The 23,887-nt window shown below is 49.6% G+C and carries 17 protein-coding genes; 8 read left to right on the forward strand and 9 right to left on the reverse strand.

The genetic code is table 11. From position 1 onward, the window contains the following. Positions 1 to 50: 50 nt before the first annotated feature. The 3 genes from ACXAGC_RS10990 to ACXAGC_RS11000 all read left to right on the forward strand — a co-directional run bounded on the left by ACXAGC_RS10990 (position 51) and on the right by ACXAGC_RS11000 (position 3,693). Positions 51 to 2,183 carry a TonB-dependent siderophore receptor gene (locus ACXAGC_RS10990; RefSeq protein ID WP_474844532.1) on the forward strand — a complete coding sequence of 711 codons (2,133 nt, stop codon included), beginning with the start codon at positions 51 to 53 and terminating at the stop codon, positions 2,181 to 2,183. A gap of 84 nt (positions 2,184 to 2,267) precedes the next feature. Further along, entirely contained in the window at positions 2,268 to 2,759 is a 492-nt protein-coding gene (locus ACXAGC_RS10995; RefSeq protein ID WP_119501657.1) for an Lrp/AsnC family transcriptional regulator, read from the forward strand. Position 2,760: 1 nt separating this feature from the next. Next, positions 2,761 to 3,693, forward strand: coding sequence for a 2-hydroxyacid dehydrogenase (locus tag ACXAGC_RS11000; protein ID WP_474844422.1), 933 nt, complete (start codon positions 2,761 to 2,763; stop codon positions 3,691 to 3,693). Positions 3,694 to 3,749: 56 nt separating this feature from the next. Here the strand turns inward: ACXAGC_RS11000 and ACXAGC_RS11005 are convergent, their stop codons facing one another. After that, a complete protein-coding gene (locus ACXAGC_RS11005; RefSeq protein WP_474844423.1) occupies positions 3,750 to 6,407 on the reverse strand; it encodes an ATP-binding protein in 2,658 nt (885 codons plus the stop codon). 262 nt (positions 6,408 to 6,669) lie between these two features. On the opposite strand from ACXAGC_RS11005, the gene ACXAGC_RS11010 reads away from it, so the two are divergent. After that, positions 6,670 to 6,942, forward strand: coding sequence for a hypothetical protein (locus ACXAGC_RS11010; RefSeq protein WP_303574057.1), 273 nt, complete (start codon positions 6,670 to 6,672; stop codon positions 6,940 to 6,942). A gap of 45 nt (positions 6,943 to 6,987) precedes the next feature. On the opposite strand, the gene ACXAGC_RS11015 is transcribed toward ACXAGC_RS11010, so the two are convergent. Beyond that, positions 6,988 to 7,353, reverse strand: coding sequence for a cupin domain-containing protein (locus ACXAGC_RS11015; protein WP_303574058.1), 366 nt, complete (start codon positions 7,351 to 7,353; stop codon positions 6,988 to 6,990). A gap of 278 nt (positions 7,354 to 7,631) precedes the next feature. On the opposite strand from ACXAGC_RS11015, the gene ACXAGC_RS11020 reads away from it, so the two are divergent. Continuing rightward, the gene (locus ACXAGC_RS11020; RefSeq protein WP_474844424.1) at positions 7,632 to 9,662 is read left to right on the forward strand and encodes a BCCT family transporter; all 2,031 of its coding nucleotides are present in this window, start codon (positions 7,632 to 7,634) and stop codon (positions 9,660 to 9,662) included. Between the two features lie 76 nt (positions 9,663 to 9,738). Here the strand turns inward: ACXAGC_RS11020 and ACXAGC_RS11025 are convergent, their stop codons facing one another. The 6 genes from ACXAGC_RS11025 to ACXAGC_RS11050 all read right to left on the reverse strand — a co-directional run bounded on the left by ACXAGC_RS11025 (position 9,739) and on the right by ACXAGC_RS11050 (position 17,951). After that, the gene (locus tag ACXAGC_RS11025) at positions 9,739 to 12,864 is read right to left on the reverse strand and encodes an efflux RND transporter permease subunit (protein WP_474844425.1); all 3,126 of its coding nucleotides are present in this window, start codon (positions 12,862 to 12,864) and stop codon (positions 9,739 to 9,741) included. 9 nt (positions 12,865 to 12,873) lie between these two features. After that, positions 12,874 to 14,103, reverse strand: a complete 1,230-nt coding sequence (locus tag ACXAGC_RS11030) for an efflux RND transporter periplasmic adaptor subunit (RefSeq protein WP_474844426.1) — start codon at positions 14,101 to 14,103, stop codon at positions 12,874 to 12,876. Beyond that, positions 14,103 to 15,362 carry a TolC family protein gene (locus tag ACXAGC_RS11035; protein ID WP_474844427.1) on the reverse strand — a complete coding sequence of 420 codons (1,260 nt, stop codon included), beginning with the start codon at positions 15,360 to 15,362 and terminating at the stop codon, positions 14,103 to 14,105. The genes ACXAGC_RS11030 and ACXAGC_RS11035 overlap by 1 nt, the downstream gene beginning before the upstream one ends. 80 nt (positions 15,363 to 15,442) lie before the next feature. Next, positions 15,443 to 15,787, reverse strand: a complete 345-nt coding sequence (locus ACXAGC_RS11040) for a hypothetical protein (RefSeq protein WP_474844428.1) — start codon at positions 15,785 to 15,787, stop codon at positions 15,443 to 15,445. Between the two features lie 46 nt (positions 15,788 to 15,833). Then, the gene (locus ACXAGC_RS11045) at positions 15,834 to 16,679 is read right to left on the reverse strand and encodes a GNAT family N-acetyltransferase (RefSeq protein ID WP_474844429.1); all 846 of its coding nucleotides are present in this window, start codon (positions 16,677 to 16,679) and stop codon (positions 15,834 to 15,836) included. 117 nt (positions 16,680 to 16,796) lie between these two features. Beyond that, positions 16,797 to 17,951 carry a M20 aminoacylase family protein gene (locus tag ACXAGC_RS11050; RefSeq protein WP_474844430.1) on the reverse strand — a complete coding sequence of 385 codons (1,155 nt, stop codon included), beginning with the start codon at positions 17,949 to 17,951 and terminating at the stop codon, positions 16,797 to 16,799. A 180-nt stretch (positions 17,952 to 18,131) separates the two neighbouring features. On the opposite strand from ACXAGC_RS11050, the gene ACXAGC_RS11055 reads away from it, so the two are divergent. The 3 genes from ACXAGC_RS11055 (at position 18,132) to ACXAGC_RS11065 (ending at position 22,191) form a co-directional block, all read left to right on the forward strand. Next, positions 18,132 to 19,595 (forward strand): aldehyde dehydrogenase family protein, encoded by a 1,464-nt coding sequence (locus ACXAGC_RS11055; protein WP_474844431.1) that lies wholly within the window; start codon positions 18,132 to 18,134, stop codon positions 19,593 to 19,595. A 35-nt stretch (positions 19,596 to 19,630) separates the two neighbouring features. After that, positions 19,631 to 20,953, forward strand: a complete 1,323-nt coding sequence (locus ACXAGC_RS11060) for an NAD(P)/FAD-dependent oxidoreductase (RefSeq protein ID WP_474844432.1) — start codon at positions 19,631 to 19,633, stop codon at positions 20,951 to 20,953. Between the two features lie 152 nt (positions 20,954 to 21,105). After that, positions 21,106 to 22,191 (forward strand): mechanosensitive ion channel family protein, encoded by a 1,086-nt coding sequence (locus tag ACXAGC_RS11065; protein ID WP_474844534.1) that lies wholly within the window; start codon positions 21,106 to 21,108, stop codon positions 22,189 to 22,191. Position 22,192: 1 nt separating this feature from the next. Here the strand turns inward: ACXAGC_RS11065 and ACXAGC_RS11070 are convergent, their stop codons facing one another. Continuing rightward, positions 22,193 to 23,413 carry an MFS transporter gene (locus ACXAGC_RS11070; RefSeq protein WP_474844433.1) on the reverse strand — a complete coding sequence of 407 codons (1,221 nt, stop codon included), beginning with the start codon at positions 23,411 to 23,413 and terminating at the stop codon, positions 22,193 to 22,195. Positions 23,414 to 23,887 lie beyond the last annotated feature (474 nt).

The following is a 23,887-nucleotide window of genomic DNA, read 5'->3' on the forward strand; positions in this document are numbered from 1 at the left end:
CACCGGAATCCTTTTGCCGTTGAATATAAATACATGGAGAACAACGCGTGATGAAGAAACCCGGAATTTTTATGGTGTCTGTGCTGACAGCCTCTGTCAGCATGGCACTGACGGCAAGTGTTAATGCCCAGGAAAAAAATGCATCAGCAGATGATGTTGAAAAAATTGAAGTTGTCACCCAGCGTCAGCCTTATCGTGGCGACGTTCCGTTAAAATCATTACCCCAGAATGTGGATATCGTATCCGGCGCGCTGTTAGAAGATACCGGTATTAATGATCTGCAAAATGCACTGGACTTTACCAGTGGTATCGCCCGCCAGAACAGTTTTGGTGGCTTGTGGGACAGCTTTGCCATACGCGGATTTGCCGGCGATGAAAACTTACCTTCAGGCTATATCGTTAACGGCTTCAGTGCAGGCCGTGGTTACAGCGGTCGCCGTGACACCTCTAATATTCAGTCAATTGAAATACTAAAAGGCCCGGGGTCAGCCCTCTATGGCCGAAGTGAGCCCGGCGGTACGATTAATATCATTACCAAAAAGCCTCAGTTCGATGAAGAAGGTTATATTCAGGCGACCTTGGGATCCTACGATCTTTACCGGATTGAAGGTGATTATACGAATGCCATTAACAAAGACGCCGCTTTTCGTGTAAATGGAGCTTATGAGGACGCCGGCAGCTTCCGTGATACTGTAGAAAGCAAGAAGCTCGCCTTGACCCCCTCTGTAACCTATAACTTTGACAGCGATACCAGTGTTACTTACGAAATGGAACTGCTGGATCAGGAAGCACCGTTTGACCGAGGTATTCCGGTTCTGAACTATGAATTTGGCGCTGTACCCATAGAGAACTTTTATGGCGAACCAAACGACGGTCCCATGCAAATTGAGGCACAGGGCCATCAGTTAACAATTCAGAACCGCATTAACAGCGACTGGAATTTACTGGTTGGTCTGAATTATCGTGAGTCTACCTTCGAAGGCTATTCCACAGATATCGAGCTTTCTGCCGGACGTCAATTGTTGTACACAGACGGTGAAACGGTTTCCCGTCAGCGACGATACCGTAATTATGAAGCGGACGATCTCTCCGGTCGTTTTGAGTTCAGCGGCACAGTAGAAGCTGCAGGCCTGACCCACCACATTCTCTTTGGTGCTGATGCCTACGACTACCAGTTAGATCAAATCCAGCAACGCTGGAGAACAGCCTGGGGCGCAGGCGACACTACCTACTCTGTGGATTTGCAAAATCCTGTTTATGGACAGGAATTGCCGGAAACCTCTCCCATGTGGGATAACCGCGAAGAACAGAGCGCATACGGGGTTTACTTTCAGGATCAGATTGACTTAACAGAAAGCTGGAAGCTTCTAGGCGGCATACGTTTTGACGATTTCGAGCAAACCTTTTACACATACCTGACTGACACAGTTGCAGAGCAATCGCAAACGGCCCTCAGCCCACGTGTAGGTCTGGTGTATGAAATGTCACCTCTTTATACTTTTTATGCCAGTTACTCTGAAGGGTTCAGACCAAACTCAGGTGCAGACATTAACGGTATGGCTTTCGAGCCGGAAGAAAGTAAATCTTATGAAACGGGCATGAAGTTCAACAACGCTGATGAAAGTATCAGTGGTACAGTTGCCATTTTCCGTGCAGAAAAAACCAATGTACTCACAGCGGACCCTGTGAACTCAGGCTATTCAGCCGCACTTGGTGCAGCGGAAAGTCAGGGTGTTGAAATCGACATTAATGCTTTTATAGGCGCTGATACTACGCTGACGCTTGCTTACGCATACGTAGATGCAGAAACGTCGAATGATATTATCAACTTTGACTGGGGTGTTGAAATTCCCGCAGGCAGTCAGTTAATTAATATCCCTAAAAATAAAGCCAACCTCACTGCCATGCACTTTTTAAATGTGGCCGGACACGACGCTAAAATAGGCGCCAGTGTTACTTATGTCAGTGACAGATTAGGTGAGACTATCGATCCGGATTATGTGCTGCCCGCCTATACCACGGTGAAGCTGTTCGGCAGCATAAACTTCTCTGAACAGCTGTCGGTTAACGCCGATATTGATAACCTGTTCGATAAGGAATACTACGCCAGTTCCTACTCCGCACTGTGGACCCAGCCGGGACCTCCCCGTACGGCAAGGATCAGTGTGAAATACACGTTTTAAGTAGCAGATTCTGCTGGTAAGCGTTGCTTTACGTTACTTGATACAGGTAACGTAAAGCCAGTTAAGTAGTAAACGGAGTATTTTATGGCGGGTACAAAGCTGGATCGTATCGACATCAACATTCTGGCCGAGTTGCAAAAAAACGGCCGTATTACCAACACAGATCTTGCTGATGCTGTAGCATTGTCTCCCAGCCCCTGTCTGGCGAGGGTCAAGCGACTTGAGAAAGCCGGTTACATCACCAGTTACAATGCAAAAATCGCCCTGCACAAGTTAGGCGAAACGGCGACGGTCTTTACGGAAGTGACACTGGCGGATCACCATATGGAAGATTTTGCCAAGTTCGAACGGAATATCCGCACCATCGACGAGGTGATTGAATGCCACCTGATCAGTGGCGGCTACGATTATCTGCTTAAGTTTGTGACCCGGGGTATTTCTCACTACCAGTCACTGATGGAAGAAATTCTGGAAGCCGATTTCGGGATATCCAAATATTTTAGTTACATCGTGCTGAAATCCCCCATCGAAAAATTGCATTATCCTTTGTCTACTTTATTTAAACCGGAAAAATAACGTGCCGCTGACGCTACTCTATAAAGGGCCCGCCGCCCGCGGTAAATGCTGGCAGGAAGCCATGGCCAATGCGTTACCGGAAGTAAACTGGCTGACCTGGCCGGATGTGCCCGATGATAGTGCCGTGGACGGTATTGTTACCTGGACGCTGCCGGAGAATGCGTTGTCGCGGTTTACAAATTTGAAAGCGATTTTCTCCGTTGGTGCCGGGGTAGACCAGTTCTCTCCGGCATCACTTTCTTCTGATATAAAGCTGGTAAGAATGGTCGATCCGGCCATTGCTCAGCAAATGAAAACTTATGTTGCCTCTGCCGTGTTAATGCTGCACAGGCAACATATGGACTATGCACAGGCGCAACAACGAACAACCTGGTCTCCCCTGCATGTGGCCCTGCCACATGAATGCACAGTGGGTATTCTGGGCCTGGGAAATCTGGGCAATGAAGTCGCCACCATGCTTTCCGGACTGGGCTTTACGGTAAGAGGCTGGAGCAAAAGCGCTAAAAACTTACCGGGGATTACGACATTTCACGGTAAAGAAAGTCTTCCTGCGTTCCTTTCCGGATGTCATGTGCTGGTTTGCTTACTGCCACTCACAGAGCAGACACGGGGCATTCTGAATCATGACACGTTGTCGGTACTACCGGCCGGCGCGTCATTGATCAACACCGGTCGGGGTGGCCATCTGGTTGAAAAGGATTTGCTGGCCTTGCTGGACAACGGTCATTTGACTTACGCCGTTCTGGATGTATTTGAAAAAGAGCCGCTACCGGAATCCCACCCGTTCTGGGCGCATCCAAAAATTCATATTACCCCCCACATCGCTTCATCGACCCGCAATGACACTGCTGCTTTGCAGCTTGTTGATAACATAAAACGCTGGCTTAATGATGAACCTATGGAAGGGGAAGTGGATTGCAGGCAGGGCTATTAGCCCTGCCTGCATGTTATAATTTGAAAAGAGTCCCCTCTTCAAACTAAGCGGAAAATTCAGGATTCCACGGCAGTTTTAATCACATCTTTCGTAAGGGGTTTTACCAGGTGCTTTTCAAAACCAGCGTTTTTGGAGTCCTCCAGATACCGGTCTGATCCCCAGCCACTTTGCGAATAAAACTTAACCTGATACGCCTCCGGCTGAATCTTCAGCACCTTACATAATTCATAGCCGTCAATGCCCGGCATGCCGATATCTAAAAACACACAGTTGGGCCTGAAGGCCCTGAATGTTTCCAGCGCTTTAGTGGGGTCTGACACGCCTTTGGTTTTGTAGCCCATGGACTCGGCCAGCATGCAATAGGTGTCAACAAGGTCCGCATTGTCGTCGACAAACATAACTTTGGTTTCTAACGTGACATCTTCTTCATCAGAACCCACGGTAGTCTCATCATAGGCAATACGGGATATGGGAAGACGGATAAAGAAAGTACTCCCCTTACCCGTGCCTTCACTCTCCACGCGGATATCACCATGGTGCAGAGCCACAAGCTTGCTCACCAAAGTCAGGCCGATCCCCAGCCCGCCTTTAGTATGGGTAGAATGGGCTTCAATTTGCGTGAACATATTAAACACATCTCCCAGCCGCTCCTGCGGGATCCCCATGCCATTATCGGCAATTTCCACCACAACCAGTGAACCTTCACCACGCACAAGGATGCGAATATGTCCGCCATCTTCTGTATATTTGGCAGCATTGTGAATGATATTGGAGAATATCTGGCTGAGCCTTGCTTTGTCGCCGTAAACAGTGACATGCTCATTCGGGTATTCCACATCAATATGATGATTTTTAGCAGCAAGATGTTCGTTGACCATTTCCAGTGACTGGGAAATCACTTCATGAATAAGTAGTTTTTCGAACTCCAGTTTTACTTTCCCCTGCGTGATCCGCGACACATCCATGAGGTCGTTGACCAATTTGGACATGTAGTTTGCCTGACGACTTATAATGGCTGTCACACGCTTTCTGGTGGCTTCATCATCCACAGATTCCAGAATACTGGCACCGGACGTAATCGGCCCTAACGGATTGCGCAACTCATGGGCCAGCGTAGCGAGGAATTCGTTGCGGTAGCGATCCTGTTTTTCGAGCTCCTGAATACTGATATGCATTTTTTCCTGCACATCCAGTGCATACACCAGAAACATGCGATTCAGCCGGTTTGCTGTTTCAATATCGGCTTTGTCAAAGGCATAGGAAAACCCGGTGATACGACGCTCATTCACGGCAAAAGATGTTCTGGGTTTTAACCGCTCCTCTTTAGGTGCATCTTCGTCTTTTTCATTTTCAACACCAACCCAACGCTGAATACGTGTCGTTTCCTTCCGGAACCATGCCGTAAAGTAGCGTTTTTTCTCGAACAACGGGATAATCATAATCCCGGCGATCCCAAGCTCACGGGCTTCCGGCCACTCTTCATAGAGGTGGTCATTGGTATAGGGAAAGCCGTAACTGTGACTCACCTTACTAAAAATAGATTTAACCAGCTCGACAGGCAGAACGTTCCCTAAAGAGATGGTTTCGTACTGAGAAAAATACAAAAAACCATCTGAATTTAGCGCATCGAGAAACGCTTTCTCACCGCTTTTCACTACCCTGCCAATAGGGTTTGACGGGCCGATTTTGTCCAGCATTAAATCGACGGCCTTATCCGTTTCTTCTTTTTTAGTACGGGCAATTTCTTCTTCTTTCGCCCGCAAATGCCAGCTGAAAAGCTGACTTAAGTTCTCACATTGCAGGCGCACATCCTGAGGAATATAGCAGGGTTCGCGGTGATGGCAGGATATCAGTCCGTACAGCTCACCTTCGGTTACCAAAGAGACGGAAAAAGATGCCCGCAGCCCCTGATTACGGATGTATTGCAAATGAACAGGGGAAAAGCGGCGCAGCAGAGAACGGGTTAAATCCAGTGGTTCACGGCCGGTTTCTTCACGCGACGGGATAAGTTGAGAGGCTGGTAATTCTGTATCCGGTGTCAGACGAACCCAGTTAGTTTTATACAGCTCCCGCGCCTGTTTAGGAATATCAGTAGCCGGAAAATAGAGGTCCTGATATGAAGACATATCTTCCGCTTTTGCTTCTGCGATTACCTTACCGGAAAAATCGTCATTGAACTTGTAAAGCACCACCCGGTCCATATTCGTGAGGTAGCGGATAGTTGATACCATTTCCGCCGCCATTTCGTTCAGTGTGGACATTTCTTTAAAACGTGGAGCCACAGACATGGAATACAGTTTTATAAACTGCTCAGCACTGTACGTATCACGGAATTCGGTAGCCGGTTCCAGTTCAACCACATAGTGTTCGCCACTGTTATATACTACCGCAAGATATTCAGCTTCCGCCCCTTCACAAAGCAACTTTTCATTTAACCGTATCTTAATGGGTAGCCTGATATTGCTTTTTGAGACACGCTCAAAGGTATCCGTCAGGAATGATTTACTGTCGGTTTCCGGCGAGAGCAAAGCCAGAAAGGCTTTACCGGTAATGGAGTCAATGAACAGGTTATTTATATTCTCACTGACTATCGTTACATCTAACGTCTCTTTTCCGAACGCGATGAGAAAGCCGTAACTCTGAATAGTTTCAGGGATATGAATGGGTTCATCTTCACAACGTTGAAATGAAAATGACGAATTTTGTGTTTGCATCGATACCCCTCTGCAAAAAGATTTTATTAGACAAAAGTCTAACATGGGGAGTCACGCTAACACACCGACACTCAAATAGATAAGAAAAAGGGAAATTAAGGCCGCCAATCAGCCTGGTGACTTGTTTGAACGCTCAACAACCAAAAAACGTATAGTGCGCTAAAACGTTGCTTCGCGAGGCATACCTCTTCGTCTGAAAGTATAGTGGCACACAGACAAACTTGCTGCCAGAATCAAATGACGGCAATACAGAGGTTGTTCTATGGGAAGTTATACTGTTGAGAGAAATAAGCAGATGTCAGTTCTGGACGGGATCTCTTTTTTCTGCAAAAAGAAACTACTGCATATTAAAGAGTTTAACAGCAACCTGAAAACCGGTCACATCAAGGCCACGCTTTCCGATTCAGGCACCATTGAGTTTTTATCGTTAAACGCCAACCTGCTGAAGGTATCATTACACTCCAGTGCTAATGCTGAAAATTTCTTGCTGAAATTTGAAGGTAACGGCTGGACGTTTGAAAGAGAGCAGGCTTAAGTCCCCGATAAAGGGACTTTAAAGTAAAGTGCAGGCGCTTACGTTTTATTGCTCGTCGTTATATACACACACATACACTTTTTTATAAGTTTCTATAGTCCGCCACGTCCCCCGGTAACCGTCTTCCATGAAGAATGTATCTCCGGCACTGTATCGCTTCGGCTCACAACCGTCTTCAGTGAGTTCGATTTCACCTTCAATCATGTAGCAAAACTCTAACATGCCATTTTTTGCCGAACGGTTAACACCGGGTTCGCCGGACATCACACCAATTTTCACTTTTTTAGAGGCTGACAAGTAAGGCGCCCACAATTGCAAAAGCGGATTACCTTCCAAAAGGATGTCAGGATTCACAAAACGCTCTTCCGGTTTTTCTGCAGGGGACTGCTCAACGGTATTCAGTAAAGTCATAATGATTCCATGTAAATTATTGGCAGAAATTCTATCCCGGCTCCTCCCGCAGATTAGGCTCTTCCCTTCCTATATGAAGGCATAAAATAGTTAAATCTGCAGTCAAATCTGCTTATTTCGCTGAAAATCCTGAAGGTATTGACACGCTGTGACACGAAAACGTGAGATAACTGTCAACGTTAAAAGAAGGTGAACTAATCCTTACCTGGCACTGTACCCATCATCTGAAGGCTGTCTTTAAAGGCACGAAGATGCACTGTCATTGCTAAGGATAAGATATGAAAGAAAAGGCGACCCGCTCCACCATACTCATTCCGGTATTCTTGCCGGCTGTTACCATCATCTTGTTGCTGGTTGCCGGCACCATCAGTAATCCGGAATTAGCCGGAGAAGCCTTTGACAACACGTTAGCGTGGATCACCAAAACCTTTGGTTGGTTTTACATGCTGTCAGTCGCACTGTTTCTTATGTTCATTGTGGCGGTGGCTGCCTCGGGTTGGGGAAACATTAAACTCGGGCCGGATCACGCCGAACCGCAATACAGTTTTCCTGAATGGTTTGCCATGCTGTTTTCAGCCGGCTATGGCGTTGCCCTTCTCTACTTCGGCGTTGCTGAGCCGGTGTTGCATTATGCCTCGCCACCGGCCGGCGCTCCGGAAACCATAGATGCCGCTAAACAGGCTATGCAAATTGCTTTCTTTCACTGGGGATTTCATATCTGGGCCATTTACGGCCTTGTAGGCCTGGTGCTGGCTTATTTCGCATTTCGCCACGGACTGCCCTTGTCTATCCGCTCGGCCCTGTACCCGCTTATCGGGGATAAGATTTATGGTCCCCTGGGACATGCCGTGGACATTTTCGCTATTCTGGGCACGCTATTCGGCATTGCCACCACCCTTGGCCTTTCAGTAACGCAAATTAATGCCGGGCTGAACTATCTGTCATCCGACATTCCCATCAATACCACCGTACAGGTCATTACCATTGCAGTAATTACACTGGCAGCAACAGTATCGGTTGTTGCCGGAATGGACAAAGGTGTGAAGCGCTTATCAATACTGAACATGGTGCTCGCGGTCTCTCTCATGAGTTTTGTTTTTGTGCTTGGCGAGACGGTTCATATCCTCGAGTCTTATTTACAAAATACCGGCAGTTACCTGAACGGCATTGTGGCCCGGACATTTAATATTCAGGCTTACAGCCGAAGTGACTGGATTGGCAACTGGACCTTGTTTATTTTCGGCTGGACGATTGCCTGGGCACCTTTTGTGGGCATGTTTATCGCCAAGATCAGCCGTGGTCGCACTATCCGTCAGTTTGTTGTCGGTGTAATGCTTGTACCTACCCTGTTTACCTTTTTATGGTTTTCGGTATTCGGTGATACAGCACTCAACGCCATTATGAACGAGGGGGTCACCAGTCTGATTTCGGAAGTGCAGGCAAACCACGCCATCGCATTGTTCAAGCTGTACGATCAATTACCGTTATCGTCATTACTATCGGCGCTCACTGTGGTGCTTATTATTACCTTTTTTGTCACCTCATCAGATTCAGGTTCGTTGGTTATTGATTCGCTGGCATCCGGCGGTAACCCTCACAGCCCGGTGTGGCAACGTGTATTCTGGGCCTTCCTGGAAGGGACTGTGGCAGCAGTACTGTTGTTAGCCGGCGGCCTGAGTGCGCTGCAAACCATGACCATTGCCAGTGCACTGCCTTTTGCTGTGATTATGTTGCTGGCAGCCACCGGGCTGTGGCGGGCACTGGTTATCGAGGGTTACAGAAATAACAGTCTTCAGGCCCATACGCTGAACAAAAATGACCGTAGCGGTTCCCAGTGGCAACGCCGCCTGGCGTCTATGGTGGATTATCCTGATAAACAAACCGTGCATAATTTTATTAAGGATACCGTCGTGCTTGCCATGAATGATGTCCGTGATGAGCTTAAATCGAAGGAATGGCATGCCGGTGTAACCTTTGATGAGGAATTAAGTCGTGCATGGTTAACCGTTGAACGTCACGATCACATGGATTTTGTGTACGATATTCGTATGACAGAACATCTGGTACCGGGCTTCAGTTACGCTGAGCTCAAGCCCGAAGAAGATGAGTCGGAAAAATATTACCGTGCGGAGGTCTTCTTACGCCGTGGCGGCTTGTCTTACGATATTTACGGGTACGCAAAAGACAACATCGTTAAAGATATCCTCGACCAGTTTGAAAACTATCTGCACTTTCTGGACACCAGCCCGGGTGAATTGCCCTGGAACATGGATGACCATGACGATATGTTGAAAAAGCCGGAACAGTAAAAAGGACGAGAACCTGCTCCTTTGAAGAACACCGGCCTGCGCTTTGCACACCGGTGTTTTTATTTACCTGTAAGCGTCAGGATTCAGCTTTATTCTCACGGATAAACCAGGGATAGAAAACAGGCAGAACCACCAGCGTTAACAATGTGCTGGTGATGAGACCACCAACAATCACTGAAGCCAGCGGTTTCTGAATTTCAGCGCCAATACCGTTTGACATCAGCATGGGCATCAGACCCAGCGCCGATGTTGCTGCCGTCATAAGAACCGGTCGCAATCTGGATGCTGCACCGGCCAGTACACTCTGGTTGAGATCTGTACCGCTCTGCCTGCGCTGATTGATGCTCTCCACCATGACTACACCATTCAGCACTGCAACCCCGAACAAGGTGATAAAGCCAACTGAACTCGGCACAGACAAATAATGCCCGCTGACAAACAATGACAGCACGCCCCCCACAGCCGCCAGCGGCACGTTCAGCATAATAAGCAACACCTGATCCACACGCTTAAACGCAAAGAACAGTAACAGCGCAATGAGTACCAGTGACAACGGCACCACCACCGACAAACGCTGCATGGCCCGTTGCTGGTTTTCAAACTGACCACCAATTTGCACCGTGTATCCGGCGGGTAACATCACTTTACTGTCGATCTGGTGGCTGATATCAGCAACCACGCTGCCCATGTCACGGCCCTCCACGTTGGCCTGAATAACCACCCGCCGCTGAACATCATCCCGGCGGATCTGAGGCGGGCCTGATTCAATTTCGATACTAGCCACATCTTTCAGGCGTACCCTCGCCCCCTGAGCAGATAACAGACGTAATTCCTCCAGAGCGGGAATGTTGTCACGATAGGGGCCGGCAAACCGCACCATAATATCGTAGCGCTCGTTACCGCTAATGATCTGCCCTGCTTCCTGACCGCCAAGTCCCTGCTGTACCAGCCCCATCACATCAGCCACGTTAAGACCATACTGGCTGAGCGCCCGCCTGTCGGGACGGATAACCAGTTGAGCTTCGCCGGATATTTGCTCTAACGCTACATCCCGTGTTCCGGCAACCTGCGCAACCACATCGTTGATTTGCTGCCCGTACCTGGCGAGTTCTGCAAGATGCGGCCCGAACAACTTGATGGCAAGCTGCGCTTTTACGCCGGATAACAGTTCGTCCACACGGGTAGCAATGGGTTGAGAGAAGTTAAAGAGTAATCCCGGATGAATTTCCAGCTTTTCTTCCATCTTTTTTTGTAAACCGGTACGGGTGTCCGCCGTTGTCCAGGTCGATTGCGGCGTTAACCCGATATAGATTTCAATATTGTTTACCGGCTCAGGGTCACCACCAATTTCAGCCCGGCCTATTTTACTCACCGCATAAGTGGCTTCCGGAAATTCCAGCAATAAGGCTTCCAGTTTCGGGGCAACGTCCAGTGCGGTTTGCAAACTGGCAGACGGCGCCAGCGTCACCCGCAGATTAATTGTCCCCTCTTCCAGCTCCGGTGCGAATTCGGTGCCCAGGCGGGGAATAATGAACGCAGTGATCACCAGCAAGCCCGCCATACCGGCAACGAGCAGTTTTCGTTTATGCATGGCTTTTTCAAGCAATGCTTTGTAGCGCAATTCCAGACTGTTCAGGATCCGGTTTTCCCGCACACGCACAGGCCTGAACGACAACACGTAAGTCGCCAGAACAGGTACAAAAATCAGTGCCACAATGACCGCGCAAATAAGTGCCAGCATAATGGCAACGGCCATGGGCTGGAACAACTTAGCTTCCACCCCTTCAAAGCTGAATAATGGGGTAAACACCACCAGAATGATCAAGGTCGCGAAGAACACAGGCCGGGCGACTTCCCTGGTGGCCATAACCACTGAATCCGCCATGGATTTTCCGGGCTGTTCACGCAGGCGTTGATAAAGGTTTTCAACTACCACCACCGAACCGTCTACCAGCATACCGATGGCCACGGCAATACCGCCGAGGGACATTAAGTTTGCTGAAATGCCCAGCAAACTCAGCACACTGAGTGCGAAAGCAATGGAAACCGGAATCGACAGCAACACCAGGAAAGTAGCGCGGGCGCTGAGCAGGAATAAGGCCAAAACCACAACAATGAAGCAGAATGCCAGAATTAATGCCTGAACCACCGTGCTGACCGCCTGATGGATAAGATCAGCCTGATCGTAATAAGGCTCGAAGGTGACACCTTCCGGCAGGGCCTTTTCGATGACGGGCAACCGCGCATTAATCGCATTGATTGTGGCGTTGGTGTTGGCCCCCATTCTTTTCAGCACAACACCTGAAACCACTTCACCACGATTGATGATCCGGCTGTTGTCATCTTTGACTGACATGGTTACTGCGCCCTGGCGGATCTCGGCGCCCATTTCGACACTTGCCACATCACCTACGGTAACCAGCGCCTGCCCCTCATTTTTCAGCGGGATCTGGCGCATGGCCGCCAATGCGTCTTCGCCACTGCCCAGCCAACCGGTCCCTCTGATAACAAGCTGTTCCGGCCCCCGGTCCAGATACCAGCCGCCGGCGTTATTGTTATTTTTCTCCAGTGCGTTAATCACGTCCTGTTGAGTAAGGTTGTAAGAAAGCAGCCGGTTTGGATACACGTTTACCTGGTACTGTCTCACCTCACCGCCGAAAGACAACACGTCAGTGATCCCGTCAACCGGCATCAGCAACAGTTTCAGCAAGTAGTCGTTCAAACTGCGCAATGCTTTACTGTCATAACCGGAACCGGGTTCAGCAACCAGCAAATACTGATAAACCTGTCCTAACCCGGATGTATTCGGGCCGATAACCGGTTCCCCCACACCTTCAGGAATCATTTGTGCCGCCAGTTGCAGGCGTTCAAAAACCAGCTGTCTGGCAAAATAAATATCGGTGCCTTCCTTAAACACCACCGTAATACCGGACAAACCGGTTTTAGAAATGGACCGTACCTCTTCCACATCGGGCAACGCATACATCACGGCCTCAACCGGATACGTAATGAGTTGCTCAACCTCTTCAGCAGCGAGGCCGGGCGCTTCAGTATTAATTGCCACTTGCACATTGGTGACGTCCGGAAACGCATCAAGATTTAGTTGCGGTACCATGGTGGCCGCAAAAGCGCACAGTGCAATGAGCGCAAGTAAAAACAGTGCCCGCAGACGCACCACATTTTCAATCATGTTACTAAACACGGCGCTCTCCTAGTGATTGTGCGGGTCAAAACCGCCTTTAGCGATTTCAGATGCCACAAAGAATGCACCGGATGACACATAGGTAACTCCGGGTTCAACACCGGAAATTTGCTGAAACTCACCGAATTTTTTACCTAATGTCACGGTTTGTGCCTGCAAAGTGCCGTCCTCACCGGCAACAAATAGTTGCCATTCACCGTCAGCATCACGCATCAGCGCAGACTCAGGCACAGCAAGAACCTTTTCAGAAAAAGGTGACTGAAAATAGATATCGGCAAACATGCCGGCATGAAATTGATGGCGCAGGTTATTCAGATCCATCCTTACCACCCGTGTGCGGGTTTGCGGATCGATGGTATGCGCTTCCTGAGTGATAGTAGCAATGGCCCGCAGGCCGCCGGCCATGACCACCGCTTCCGAGCCTACTTTCAACGGCAGATCGTTGTGCGCAGGCAGCCGGGCTTCAACCCATAATCTGGCTTCATCTGAAATCAGCATCAGTGACTGGCCGGCTTCGATGCGCTGGCCCTGATTAAATTCGTCCTGCATCACCACACCGTCAGACAACGCTGAGAGCGTATATTCACCCAGCGGATAGTCTTCCTGTCCGGCAATGGCATCAATGGTATCGTTACGCAGACCAAACGCTTTTAAACGGCGGCTTGCCGCATTGAACTGCGTCCGCGCACTGACAAAGCGCTTCTCTCCCACCGCCTGCTGACCAAGCTGCTTTACCCGGAACCATTCGGTTGCCGCCTGTTGCAGTGCACTCTGGGCGGTCACCATCTCTTCACTGAACAGGCCCACCAGAGGCTGACCTGCTTTCACGTGCTCACCTAACGCAGCATACCGCGTGGTAACCACTGAGCTTACCCGCGGCGACACGATGTAACTTTGATAACCGTTGGCTTTAATCTCCCCCGGCGCATAGGCAGAAGCATTTAGCGTTTGCAGGTTTAAGGTATCTAAACGGATCCCTGCCATTTGCCGTTGAGCCTCGGACAAGACAACAGCTGCTGACTCATCATGATGGTCTTCATCGTGCCCGTCTTCGTCATGACCATCTTCTTCATCATACTTTTCAGCCTGATGCTCCCGCGCATCTTCGTGTGAATGTTCTTCAGCGTGGCTGTGCTCCTGCGCTGTCGCTGTGAAAGAGAAAAGTATGACTGACAGAGAAAATACCGTGCAACACAGCGATAACCCCGTAAAGCGGAATAAGTGACTTAATGTAATCATTATCGTGTTCCTTCTGCGGCTTGTTTGTCTGCCGACATTGCGGTAAGTAATGAGGGTAATTTTGCAGTGACCTGCAACCAGGTGAGATGACTTTCTTTAAAGGCGGCTTCCAGCGCCAGTGCGGCCCGTTTGCCCTGGCGTAACTGCGTGATCTGATTCTGATAGTCCGCCATGCTTAAATCACCCTGCGCATAACGGGATTGCAACACACTGAATTGCTGATCAAGCTGACCTGCTGACAGCTGCTGCCAGCGCTGAAAGCGCTGACGGTGCTGAAGCGCATTCCGGTAAGCCAGAGACACGGCACTTTGTTGTGCCTGTATGGTATTTTTAAACATCAGTTCAGCCGACAGTGCCAGCTCATTGGCGGCGGCATTAGCGTCACTGAAATCATTACGCCACTGCAGGGGCACAGACACATTCAGTGAAACCAGTCCTTCTCCGGCTTGTTTGCCGGCGCCAAGACCAATAACCGGAACGGGTTTATTTCCCTGGCGTTCGTTCGCGGCCTGTTGCTTTGCCACCAGCCATCTGAACCGGGCAACCTGTGAATGCGGCAAAGCCATAATGTCACTTCCCGGCATTAACGCCGGCTCATCTTGCCAGACAGCATCCGGAATGGCGGGAAAATCCATGTCTCTCACACCAAGTTGTTCCAGTGTTTGCTCTGCCTGCAACACCGCAAAGCTGGCTTCACCTTCCCACACCAGGCTGTCAGCCAGAATCGCCTTCGCAATGGCAACATCGGTTTGTGCAATCTCACCCGCAGCCAGTTGCCGCTCAGACAAAGACAACATGGCATAATCACGGCTCACCTGCTCCGATGCCAGCGCCAGCGCTTTGCTCGCCAGATAGCCGTTAAGCTGTGCATCAACCAGCCGGGCAAGCAACTGATTTGTCAAAGCTGAAAGCTCAGCCTCTGCGAGTAAGAACTGCGCCCTGGCCACATCAGAACGGGTTTGCTTTACATCCCACCAGTCTATCTGCGAGGACAGTCCGATTTGATAGTTGGTTTCTTCCCCTTCACGCTCCACACTGGTTTGCAGTTCAGGGTTAAAAAGAGGCCGGGATGCAGCTCTTTGCCCATACCGGTTCGCTGATACTGCCCACTGTTGCGCCTGCAATTGCGGATTTTCGTTTATGGTGCCAAGGGTCATTCTCGCCCAGTCTGCAGATTCATTGGCAGAAGCAGACGGATAAACGAACATAAATGCACAGGCTGCGACAACACGCGCAGCCGTAGTGACACGTTTTTGCATAGTCTTTCTCTTAATTCTGTAATTAACGCTGTCTGTTGACATCAACAGAGCTGTAAACAGGCGCTGTGATTGCGCCGGAATTAAGCAGAAATAGGAGGCCTTAACAGGTTGGAAAGGTAGCCGTCACCGGCTGAAGAAGGGTTGCCACGGGCCCGGTGTTTCATGGCATTTACGTGCAATGATGATAACACCACGGGCAGGAAAACATGATGACCACCATGACAGTGGCAACAATGATGGCAGTCATACGCACCACCATCTTCATTAATATCAAAGGATTGAGAAAAACTCACATCATTGCCGGCATCGACGTCGTGACCATGCTCGAAAGTCAGGTGCTCAGTACCGGACTGATGGGCTTCGTGATTATCGAACGCCGACGCCATGCTCTGACAACAAAATGCCATGAGCAGAACGACTATCAACGATCTTAACCGGGTTGAAACCACACTGAGCCTTCTCATCAAATTTTTAGCCAAACGCCTGTGAGGCTAAAGCAAACACTTTACGGGAGCCGTCACCCTGTGACTTTTCACCTTTTTGCATTACGCATACATAATCGACTTGCTGAAGTCCTGCATCAATGAGCCAGGTTTTTACTGCTTCTGCACAGCCGGTTAAGTCGAAACGTACAAAGCCATCAACATTTTCAAGTAATGTGAGAATAAGCGCTTTCGCCACGTCTTCAGATGACGCTACCACGGGGCCGATTGTCTGGCCACGGCCACTGGTACGTAAAAAAGCGAAGCCTGTCAGGGCATCACCGTCTCTCGCTACCACACCCTCTGCCAGCGAAAAGAAACTTCCGAGCAGTTTACTGCGATTGCACTGATAAGCAAGGGCATCGAAAGAAAAAACATCTTGAATATCATCCTGTTGCATGGGTGATATAACATCCGGCACATCGGGTTTTATGGGTAACCCCGTTAATGTCCCCTGCACCTGAGTGACGTTATCTGTGACTGAAAAGCCGCACTGTTCGTACAGGCGCTTACCCGCTTCGGTTGCTACCAGCATCAATGTTCTGTCACCTGCTTGTGACATCACAGTGTTCATCAGCCGGCGGCCGAGACCTTGTCCCTGCATATAGTCCGGCACAACCACAAGACCTACGGTGGCGCAGTTGTCGTAATCCCACCACAGAATACAACCAACGATGTCATCATTCTCACCGGTTATTACGCTGCCGTTACCGGTTTCATAATGCAGTTGCCAGTCGATATCGCGGTGTGGCCACTTAACGGCCTGCGTAAATGATAAGCAAACCGGTAAATCCGTTGCCTGCATGGGTCTGACTGTGAATGGGGTTCCCGTCATAGTTACATCCTCTGCCTGATGGGGACAAACGCAAAAACTAAGTACCTGCGTTTTTCAATCAACTTTCGTAAATGATAATACTTCTCAACAAGCATGTTATGTTGAAAACACTGCCTGTCACCGCAGATATTGCTCCGCCAGCGCGCAATGCAGAGAAACGCCGGTTGCCAGCACATCATCATTGAAGTCAAACTCAGGATGATGCAACGGAACATGTTTGTCAGCTTTACCCTGCCCTAACCAGATATACGCGCCTTCACAGGCTTGCAGCATGAAAGAAAAGTCTTCAGAAGTAAATGCAGCTTCCGGCGCTTCAAGGGCCTTACCTGTTGCACTGGCCGCCACCAGCGCATCTTCTGCTGCCTGCTGATGATTAATGGTTGCCGGGTAGTAGCGGTCATACTCAAGTTTAATGTCAGTACCGCTGGCCTTCGCTGTACCTTCTATGATTTGCAGCATCGCCTGTTCAATGGCGTTTTGTACCTCTGGATCAAACGTGCGTACGGTACCGGTAACAGAGACTTTGGCCGGTAACACATTATGAGAATGCCCGCCCTCTATGCGGGTCACCGATACTACAGCCGTTGCCGTTGCAGGAATACGCCTGGCAACGATGGTGTTGAGCTGACTGACTAACTCACTGGCCGTAAGAATGGCATCAGGTGTCTGGTGAGGTAATGCGGCGTGGCCGCCTTTGCCTGATACCGTGATCTCAAATTTGTCTGCCGCCGCCATAATCGGGCCGGGGCGGGTAGCAATTGTGCCTGCGGGTAAATCCGGCCAGTTATGCAAAGCGTACACCCTGTCGCAGGGGAAACGTTCAAACAGCCCGTCTTTAATCATGGCTCTGGCACCGGCCTTGCCTTCTTCAGCAGGCTGAAAAATAAACCGGACAGTGCCGTTAAATTTGCCGGCTCGGCTGAGCTGTTGTGCCGCCCCGAGCAACATGGCGGTGTGTCCGTCATGGCCGCACCCGTGGAATACACCGTCATGGCAACTTGCATAGGGTAAACCGGTATTTTCCTGAATTGGCAGTGCATCCATATCGGCGCGCAAACCCAGCGTTTTCTTTCCGTCGCCTTTTGTCAGAATCGCCACAATGCCTGTTCCGCCGATATCTGTGGTGACGTCTAAACCCAGCGCGCGTAAAGCCTCAGCAACTTTTTCAGCGGTGCGGTACTCTTTATATGCCAGTTCAGGATGCTGATGAATATCCCGTCTGAAAGTGACTAACGACGGTATCAAATCATCGATGGAATTGCTGGTGCCCATGGGTAACTCCGCTGCGGTATACTTTGCTGTTTCACACAGTTTACCGTATCTCTTACAGCGCATTCGAGGTGTTTAGTGAGTCTGCAGCAACATTTTTTGCTGTGACATAGTTATCTGCGGCAACCTATGCTTTTGTAAAACAGGTAGACTTTTCATCATCAGTATTCAGCCGGATTTCTTATGCAAGTGGCAACCTCCTCTCTTATTCAGGATTTACCTGTTTCACAAAGCTACATCAATGGCGCCTGGGTCGACACACAAGGCACAGCCTGTGTGGATGTTATCAACCCGTCTGATGAATCAGTGTTAACGTCTGTCCGGATGGGTAGTCAGCAGGATGTCGACAGCGCCGTCGCCGCAGCGCGGGCCGCCTTTGAGAGCTGGTCTGAAACAACCGCTGAACAACGCCTTGCGCTGCTGGACGGGCTGTTAGCACAATTTGATACGATGGCAGAATCTTTTGCCAGATTGATTTCTGCGGAAATGGGTGCACCGCTCACCTATGCACGGAATGCTCAGGTGCCTCTGGCCAAAGCTCATATCCAGACAGCGCGTGATAATCTACAGCGCTACCCGTTCACACAGTTACGCGGCACCACAGCCATCGTTAAAGAGCCCATTGGGGTAGCGGCACTGATAACGCCCTGGAACTGGCCTTTGTATCAGATCACTGCCAAAGTTGCTCCGGCGCTGGCTGCCGGTTGTACCGTGGTGTTAAAGCCCAGTGAACTGTCTCCGTTAAGTGCCCTTGCCTTTGCACAGGCGGTTCATGAAGCAGGGTTTCCGGCCGGCGTGTTTAATTTAGTGAATGGTGATGGTGCCGTTGTGGGTACAGCCCTGTCTGAACATAACGATGTGGACATGATTTCTATCACCGGCTCAACCCGGGCTGGCATTATGGTGGCGCAGGCCGCGGCGAAAACAGTGAAACGTGTCGCACAGGAACTGGGCGGTAAATCACCGAACCTGCTGTTACCCGATGCGGATTTTAATACCGCTGTACCGGCTGGTATTGCTGCAGGCATGCGAAACTGCGGACAGTCCTGCAGCGCACCTACCCGTATGCTGGTTCCCCGTGAACGCCTTGAGGAAGTGGAAGCGTTAGCGGTTACTGCGGTGAACGGGTTTATTCTGGATGTGGCAGACAATGAGGATGCGACCCACGGCCCCCTTGCCAATAAAGCGCAGTTCGACCGGGTGCAGACAATGATTCAAAAAGGGTTAGACGAAGGAGCACGTTGCATTGTTGGCGGCACCGGAACACCTGACCATCTTCCAACAGGCTATTTCGCCAGACCGACAGTATTCAGTGATGTCACCACCAACATGGCCATTGCACAGGAAGAAATTTTCGGTCCGGTGATTTGCTTAATCCCCTACGATTCACTGGAAGAAGCCGTTTTAATCGCAAACGACACCGTTTACGGGCTGGGCGCACATGTACAGTCACAGGATCTGACGATGGCCCGTAAGGTCGCAAGAAAAATCCGCAGCGGTCAGGTGCACATCAACTATCCGGCCTGGGACCCGCAAGCGCCTTTTGGTGGGTACAAACAATCCGGTACAGGCCGTGAATACGGCGTGGAAGGGTTAGAAGAATATCTGGAAACCAAAGCCATCGTCGGCTACGCACAACCCGAATAACATTATCACGTTAACCTGATAAAATTGGAAGAAGCATGTCTCCACAGTTAAAGCACATTGCCAGCGATGACACCTTACCTTCACACGCCGATGTGGTGATCATCGGTGGCGGTATTATTGGTTCGTCAGCCGCCTATTTTCTGGCTAAACAAGGCTACCGCGTTGCGCTGGTAGAAAAAGGACGGGTTGGCGCAGAACAATCCAGCCGTAACTGGGGCTGGTGCCGCCAGCAAAACCGTGATGCCCGGGAGTTGCCCACATCAGGCCTCTCCATGCGCCTGTGGGACGAATTGTCACGTGATATTGGAGAAGATCTCGGTTTCAGACGCTGCGGTTTAATGTATGCCACCGACGATCCTCAGCAGCTGGCTGAATGGGATGCCTGGCGTGAAACGGCAAAACAGTTCGATGTGAACACCCGAATGCTGAGTGTAGCAGAAGCCAATGAAAAAATACCGGCCAATGGCAGAACCTGGCTGGGCGGTGTGCATTCTGTTGACGACGGCAAAGGTGAGCCTGCCCTTGCTGCCCCCATGATAGCGGAAGGCGCACGGGCACTCGGTGCCACCATACATCAGCATTGTGCAGCGCGTGGTTTGGATATCACCAGCGGTAAAGTGAGCGGTGTCATCACCGAAAAAGGCACCATTCAAACTCAGCGGGTACTGTGTGCTGCCGGTGCATGGGCTTCCATGTTCTGTCGTCATCACGGCATTATCTTTCCACAGGCCAGTGTGAGACAAACTGCATTCCGCTCTAAACCCATTAAGAACATCGGTGAAGCCATTTACACGTCCGGCGTGGCGTTAACCCGTCGCCTGGACGGCACGTATACCGTCGCCCTCAGCGGCACGGCACTGCTTGAATTTACCCCACAGGGCATACGTTTTGCCAAACCCTTTATGCCTATGTTTATCAAGCGGTTAAAAGCGGTTCAGGCCGGGATCGGCAGCTCATTTTTCTCCGGCCCTGAAGCAATCAACCGTTGGAAAAATTCACAGATGTCTCCCATGGAAAAACACCGGATTCTGGATCCGGCGCCAGTGAAAAGTAATCTGGAAAAGACTTTACATGCGGTCAGAACCATTTTTCCTGAACTGGCAGACATGGAAATCGGCGAAAGCTGGGGTGGTTACGTAGACTGTACACCGGATGCCATTCCGGTAATGTCCGAAGTCGATGGCCTGGAAGGTTTTTATCTTGCAGCAGGCTGTTCAGGGCATGGGTTCGGCCTCGGGCCGGGACTGGCAAAAGTTGCCGCCGATTTGGTAGTAAACAATACCCCTGAGGTAGATGCTACCGCATATCGTTTATCACGGTTAACTGACGGCTCAAAAATTGAAGTAGGTGCGATTTGATCGCCCGTTGACGGGCGTGATTTACCGGACTTATAAGAGAATGGTGCAGCTTTTGCACCGTTTACCGGCAAAAGCAGTAAACAATAATGTTCTGCTATTGCCGGAAATCCTCCAATATGACGATACCTGCATTTCTTAAGACTCAGGAAGCAATGACCCTGGGCACACTGTTGTGTGTCATTGCACTACTCTTCATCGCCAAACGCATTATCCTGGTGCGGCTAACCCGAAAAGCCCGCTCTCAGGACAGCTCCATGGCAGGCATTTACCGCATACTTGTGCTGTCTCTGGATGCGCCTCTTACCCTGTTTATCTTCCTTGTTATTATTGTACTCGGCCGGTTTCTGCTCATATGGCCCGGTATCATAGACAAAGACATGGCAGCCATTGTGGATCACGTGGTGAAGGCAGGTCTGATCCTCACGTTATTTTTGTTTTTTGAGCGCTTTTTCAGTTATTCGTTACGGCGGTACCAGAATCAGTCCACGCTGGTTAAAAATAGCAGCGGCATTGCCGGCGGCGCAGTCCGCGCCATACTGGCGTCACTGGCTCTGCTGATAATTTTGAGCACTATGGGCGTGTCTATTACGCCGGTCATTGCGTCACTGGGAATCACTTCTCTGGCAGTGGCTCTGGCCCTTCAGCCTACTCTGGAAAACTTCTTCTCCGGCTTGCAACTGGTCGTGGATAAACCTATCCGCATCGGTGACTTTATTGAGCTGGATTCAGGTGAACAGGGCTTTGTAGAAAAAATTGGCTGGCGTTCCACATGGGTGCGCATGCTGCCAAATAACATTGTGATCATGCCAAACAGCAAACTGTCGAATTCAAAACTGATTAACTATTACTATCCCGAGCGGGAATTGTCAGTGCCCGTGGAAGTGGGCGTGCACTATAATTCTGACCTGGATAAGGTGGAAGATATTTGTCTTGAGGTAGCGAATTACACGTTAAAACACCACGAATACGGCGTAGAAACCTACGAGCCGTTTGTGCTGTTTCACACCTTTGATAATTCCAGTATTAACCTGACCGTGATGCTCAGAACAAAAGAATACTTTAACCGCTTCTTTATCAAAAGTGCATTCATCAAGATGCTGAAAAAGCGCTTTGATGAAGAAGGCATTGTAATCCCCTTTCCTATTACAGCGCTTAATGTGGATCAGGAGAATGCTGCAGCAATTCTTGCTGCAGCGAAATCTCCGGAGGCAACAATGCCACCGGAGAAATCATCATAAATCAACCGCAGCTAGGATTGGGGTTGGTACAAACCGGTTGAGGCTGCTGTTTCTGACGCATTTGCATATAGCTCAGTGCCCACATTACCAGCCCGCCCAGGAACAATAAGGCAGAGGCATAGCCAGTTTCATTGAAGGTAGCGCCCGTAGCCAGCAGAGTTCCGCCAATCATAGGGCCTATGGCGTTAGCCGTGTTAAACGCGCACTGTACCAGTGCACCAATCATGGCATGACCGGTAGGCGATACATCCAGCAACATGGACTGAATAACCGCCGCCAGGCCCACACTGGCACCGAGGCAAAATACAGTCACATATAACCAGTAAATGTTTGACGCCGCGAAAACATACATCACCGCAATACCCACACTGCAAAGCAATGCGATGCCGGTGGTAGCAATGGGCGATTTGTCTGCTAATCGTCCGCACACCCAGTTGCCGATAGTAGTACCGATACCGAACATCATCATGGCAATAGAAATAGTCACTTCAGGGGCTTCAGTTACATTAATAATCGTGTCTGCCAGATACGTGTAAATACAAAACACGCCACCGAAACCCACGAATATGATGCCGGAAATTGACCATACTAACTTGTTTTTCAGCACACCGAATTCTTCGCGTAACCGGGTAGGCGTTTTCACCGGACTGCCTGGCACAACAAAATAAATCAGTACTGCAGTAATAAGGGCCAGTACGGCAACAATGCCCATACAAACCCGCCAGCTCATAGCCTGCCCCACCAAAGTAGCCATGGGTACACCCACAATCGTTGCAATGGTAAGGCCCATAAACACTTTGGACATAAAGCTGGCACGCTTACCTTTTGGTGCCATGTCTGAGGCTACCAGTAATGCTGTACCAAAATATGCGCCATGAGGTAAACCGCTGAGTACGCGGTAGAAAACCATTTCCGGTAAGGACGTTGCGATAGCACTGAGGCCGTTTGCCACAAACATCATCATCACGAATAAAATCAGCGATGTACGCCGGTTAGTTTTGTTTGTCAGCAACATGAAAAGCGGTGCACCGATCACCACGCCGATGGCGTAACCACTAATCACATTACCGGCCAGCGACGGCGTTACGTCAAATGAAGCTGCAATCAGCGGCAACATTGACATAGACGCAAATTCAGTCAGGCCGAGGGTAAACGTTCCCAGTGCCATGATGAGAATTGGCCAGAAATGAGACGTCTGCGATGTCCCGTTATTAAATGACATAGATACCTTCTATCAGGATAGTGTTTAAATAAAGCCGGCAAAGCCACTGCCTGTCATCGATTTACATCGCTGATGATTTAGCAAGTCTTCCTACCGGATATAGAATGTGAAATACAGGTGTAAGGTGTATCTGCGATAATTCGGATAAAACAGAATGTAGCCGGACTTCGCAGTATGATGTTTTAATGTTGATATTGTTTAGTGTTCGGGCCGATCCATCGGAACGACATTATTATACCGCAATGTGATGGCTGTTGAACAACGTTGTTTGTCATACTATTTTGTTGATTCATCACTGCAATATGCGCTTTTTCAATATAAATATAGATTACTAACAGCAACTTAAAAACTTTTACTAATAATTGATTTTCCTCTGTGCGGCATTGTTCATAATGGTTATCATTATCTGCACATAGCGGATAAAAAAATGATATTTTTCCGTATCAGGCTCGCTCAGGATGAGCAGCCCGGACG

The organism is Alteromonas sp. AWJ4_197 (assembly GCF_056160285.1).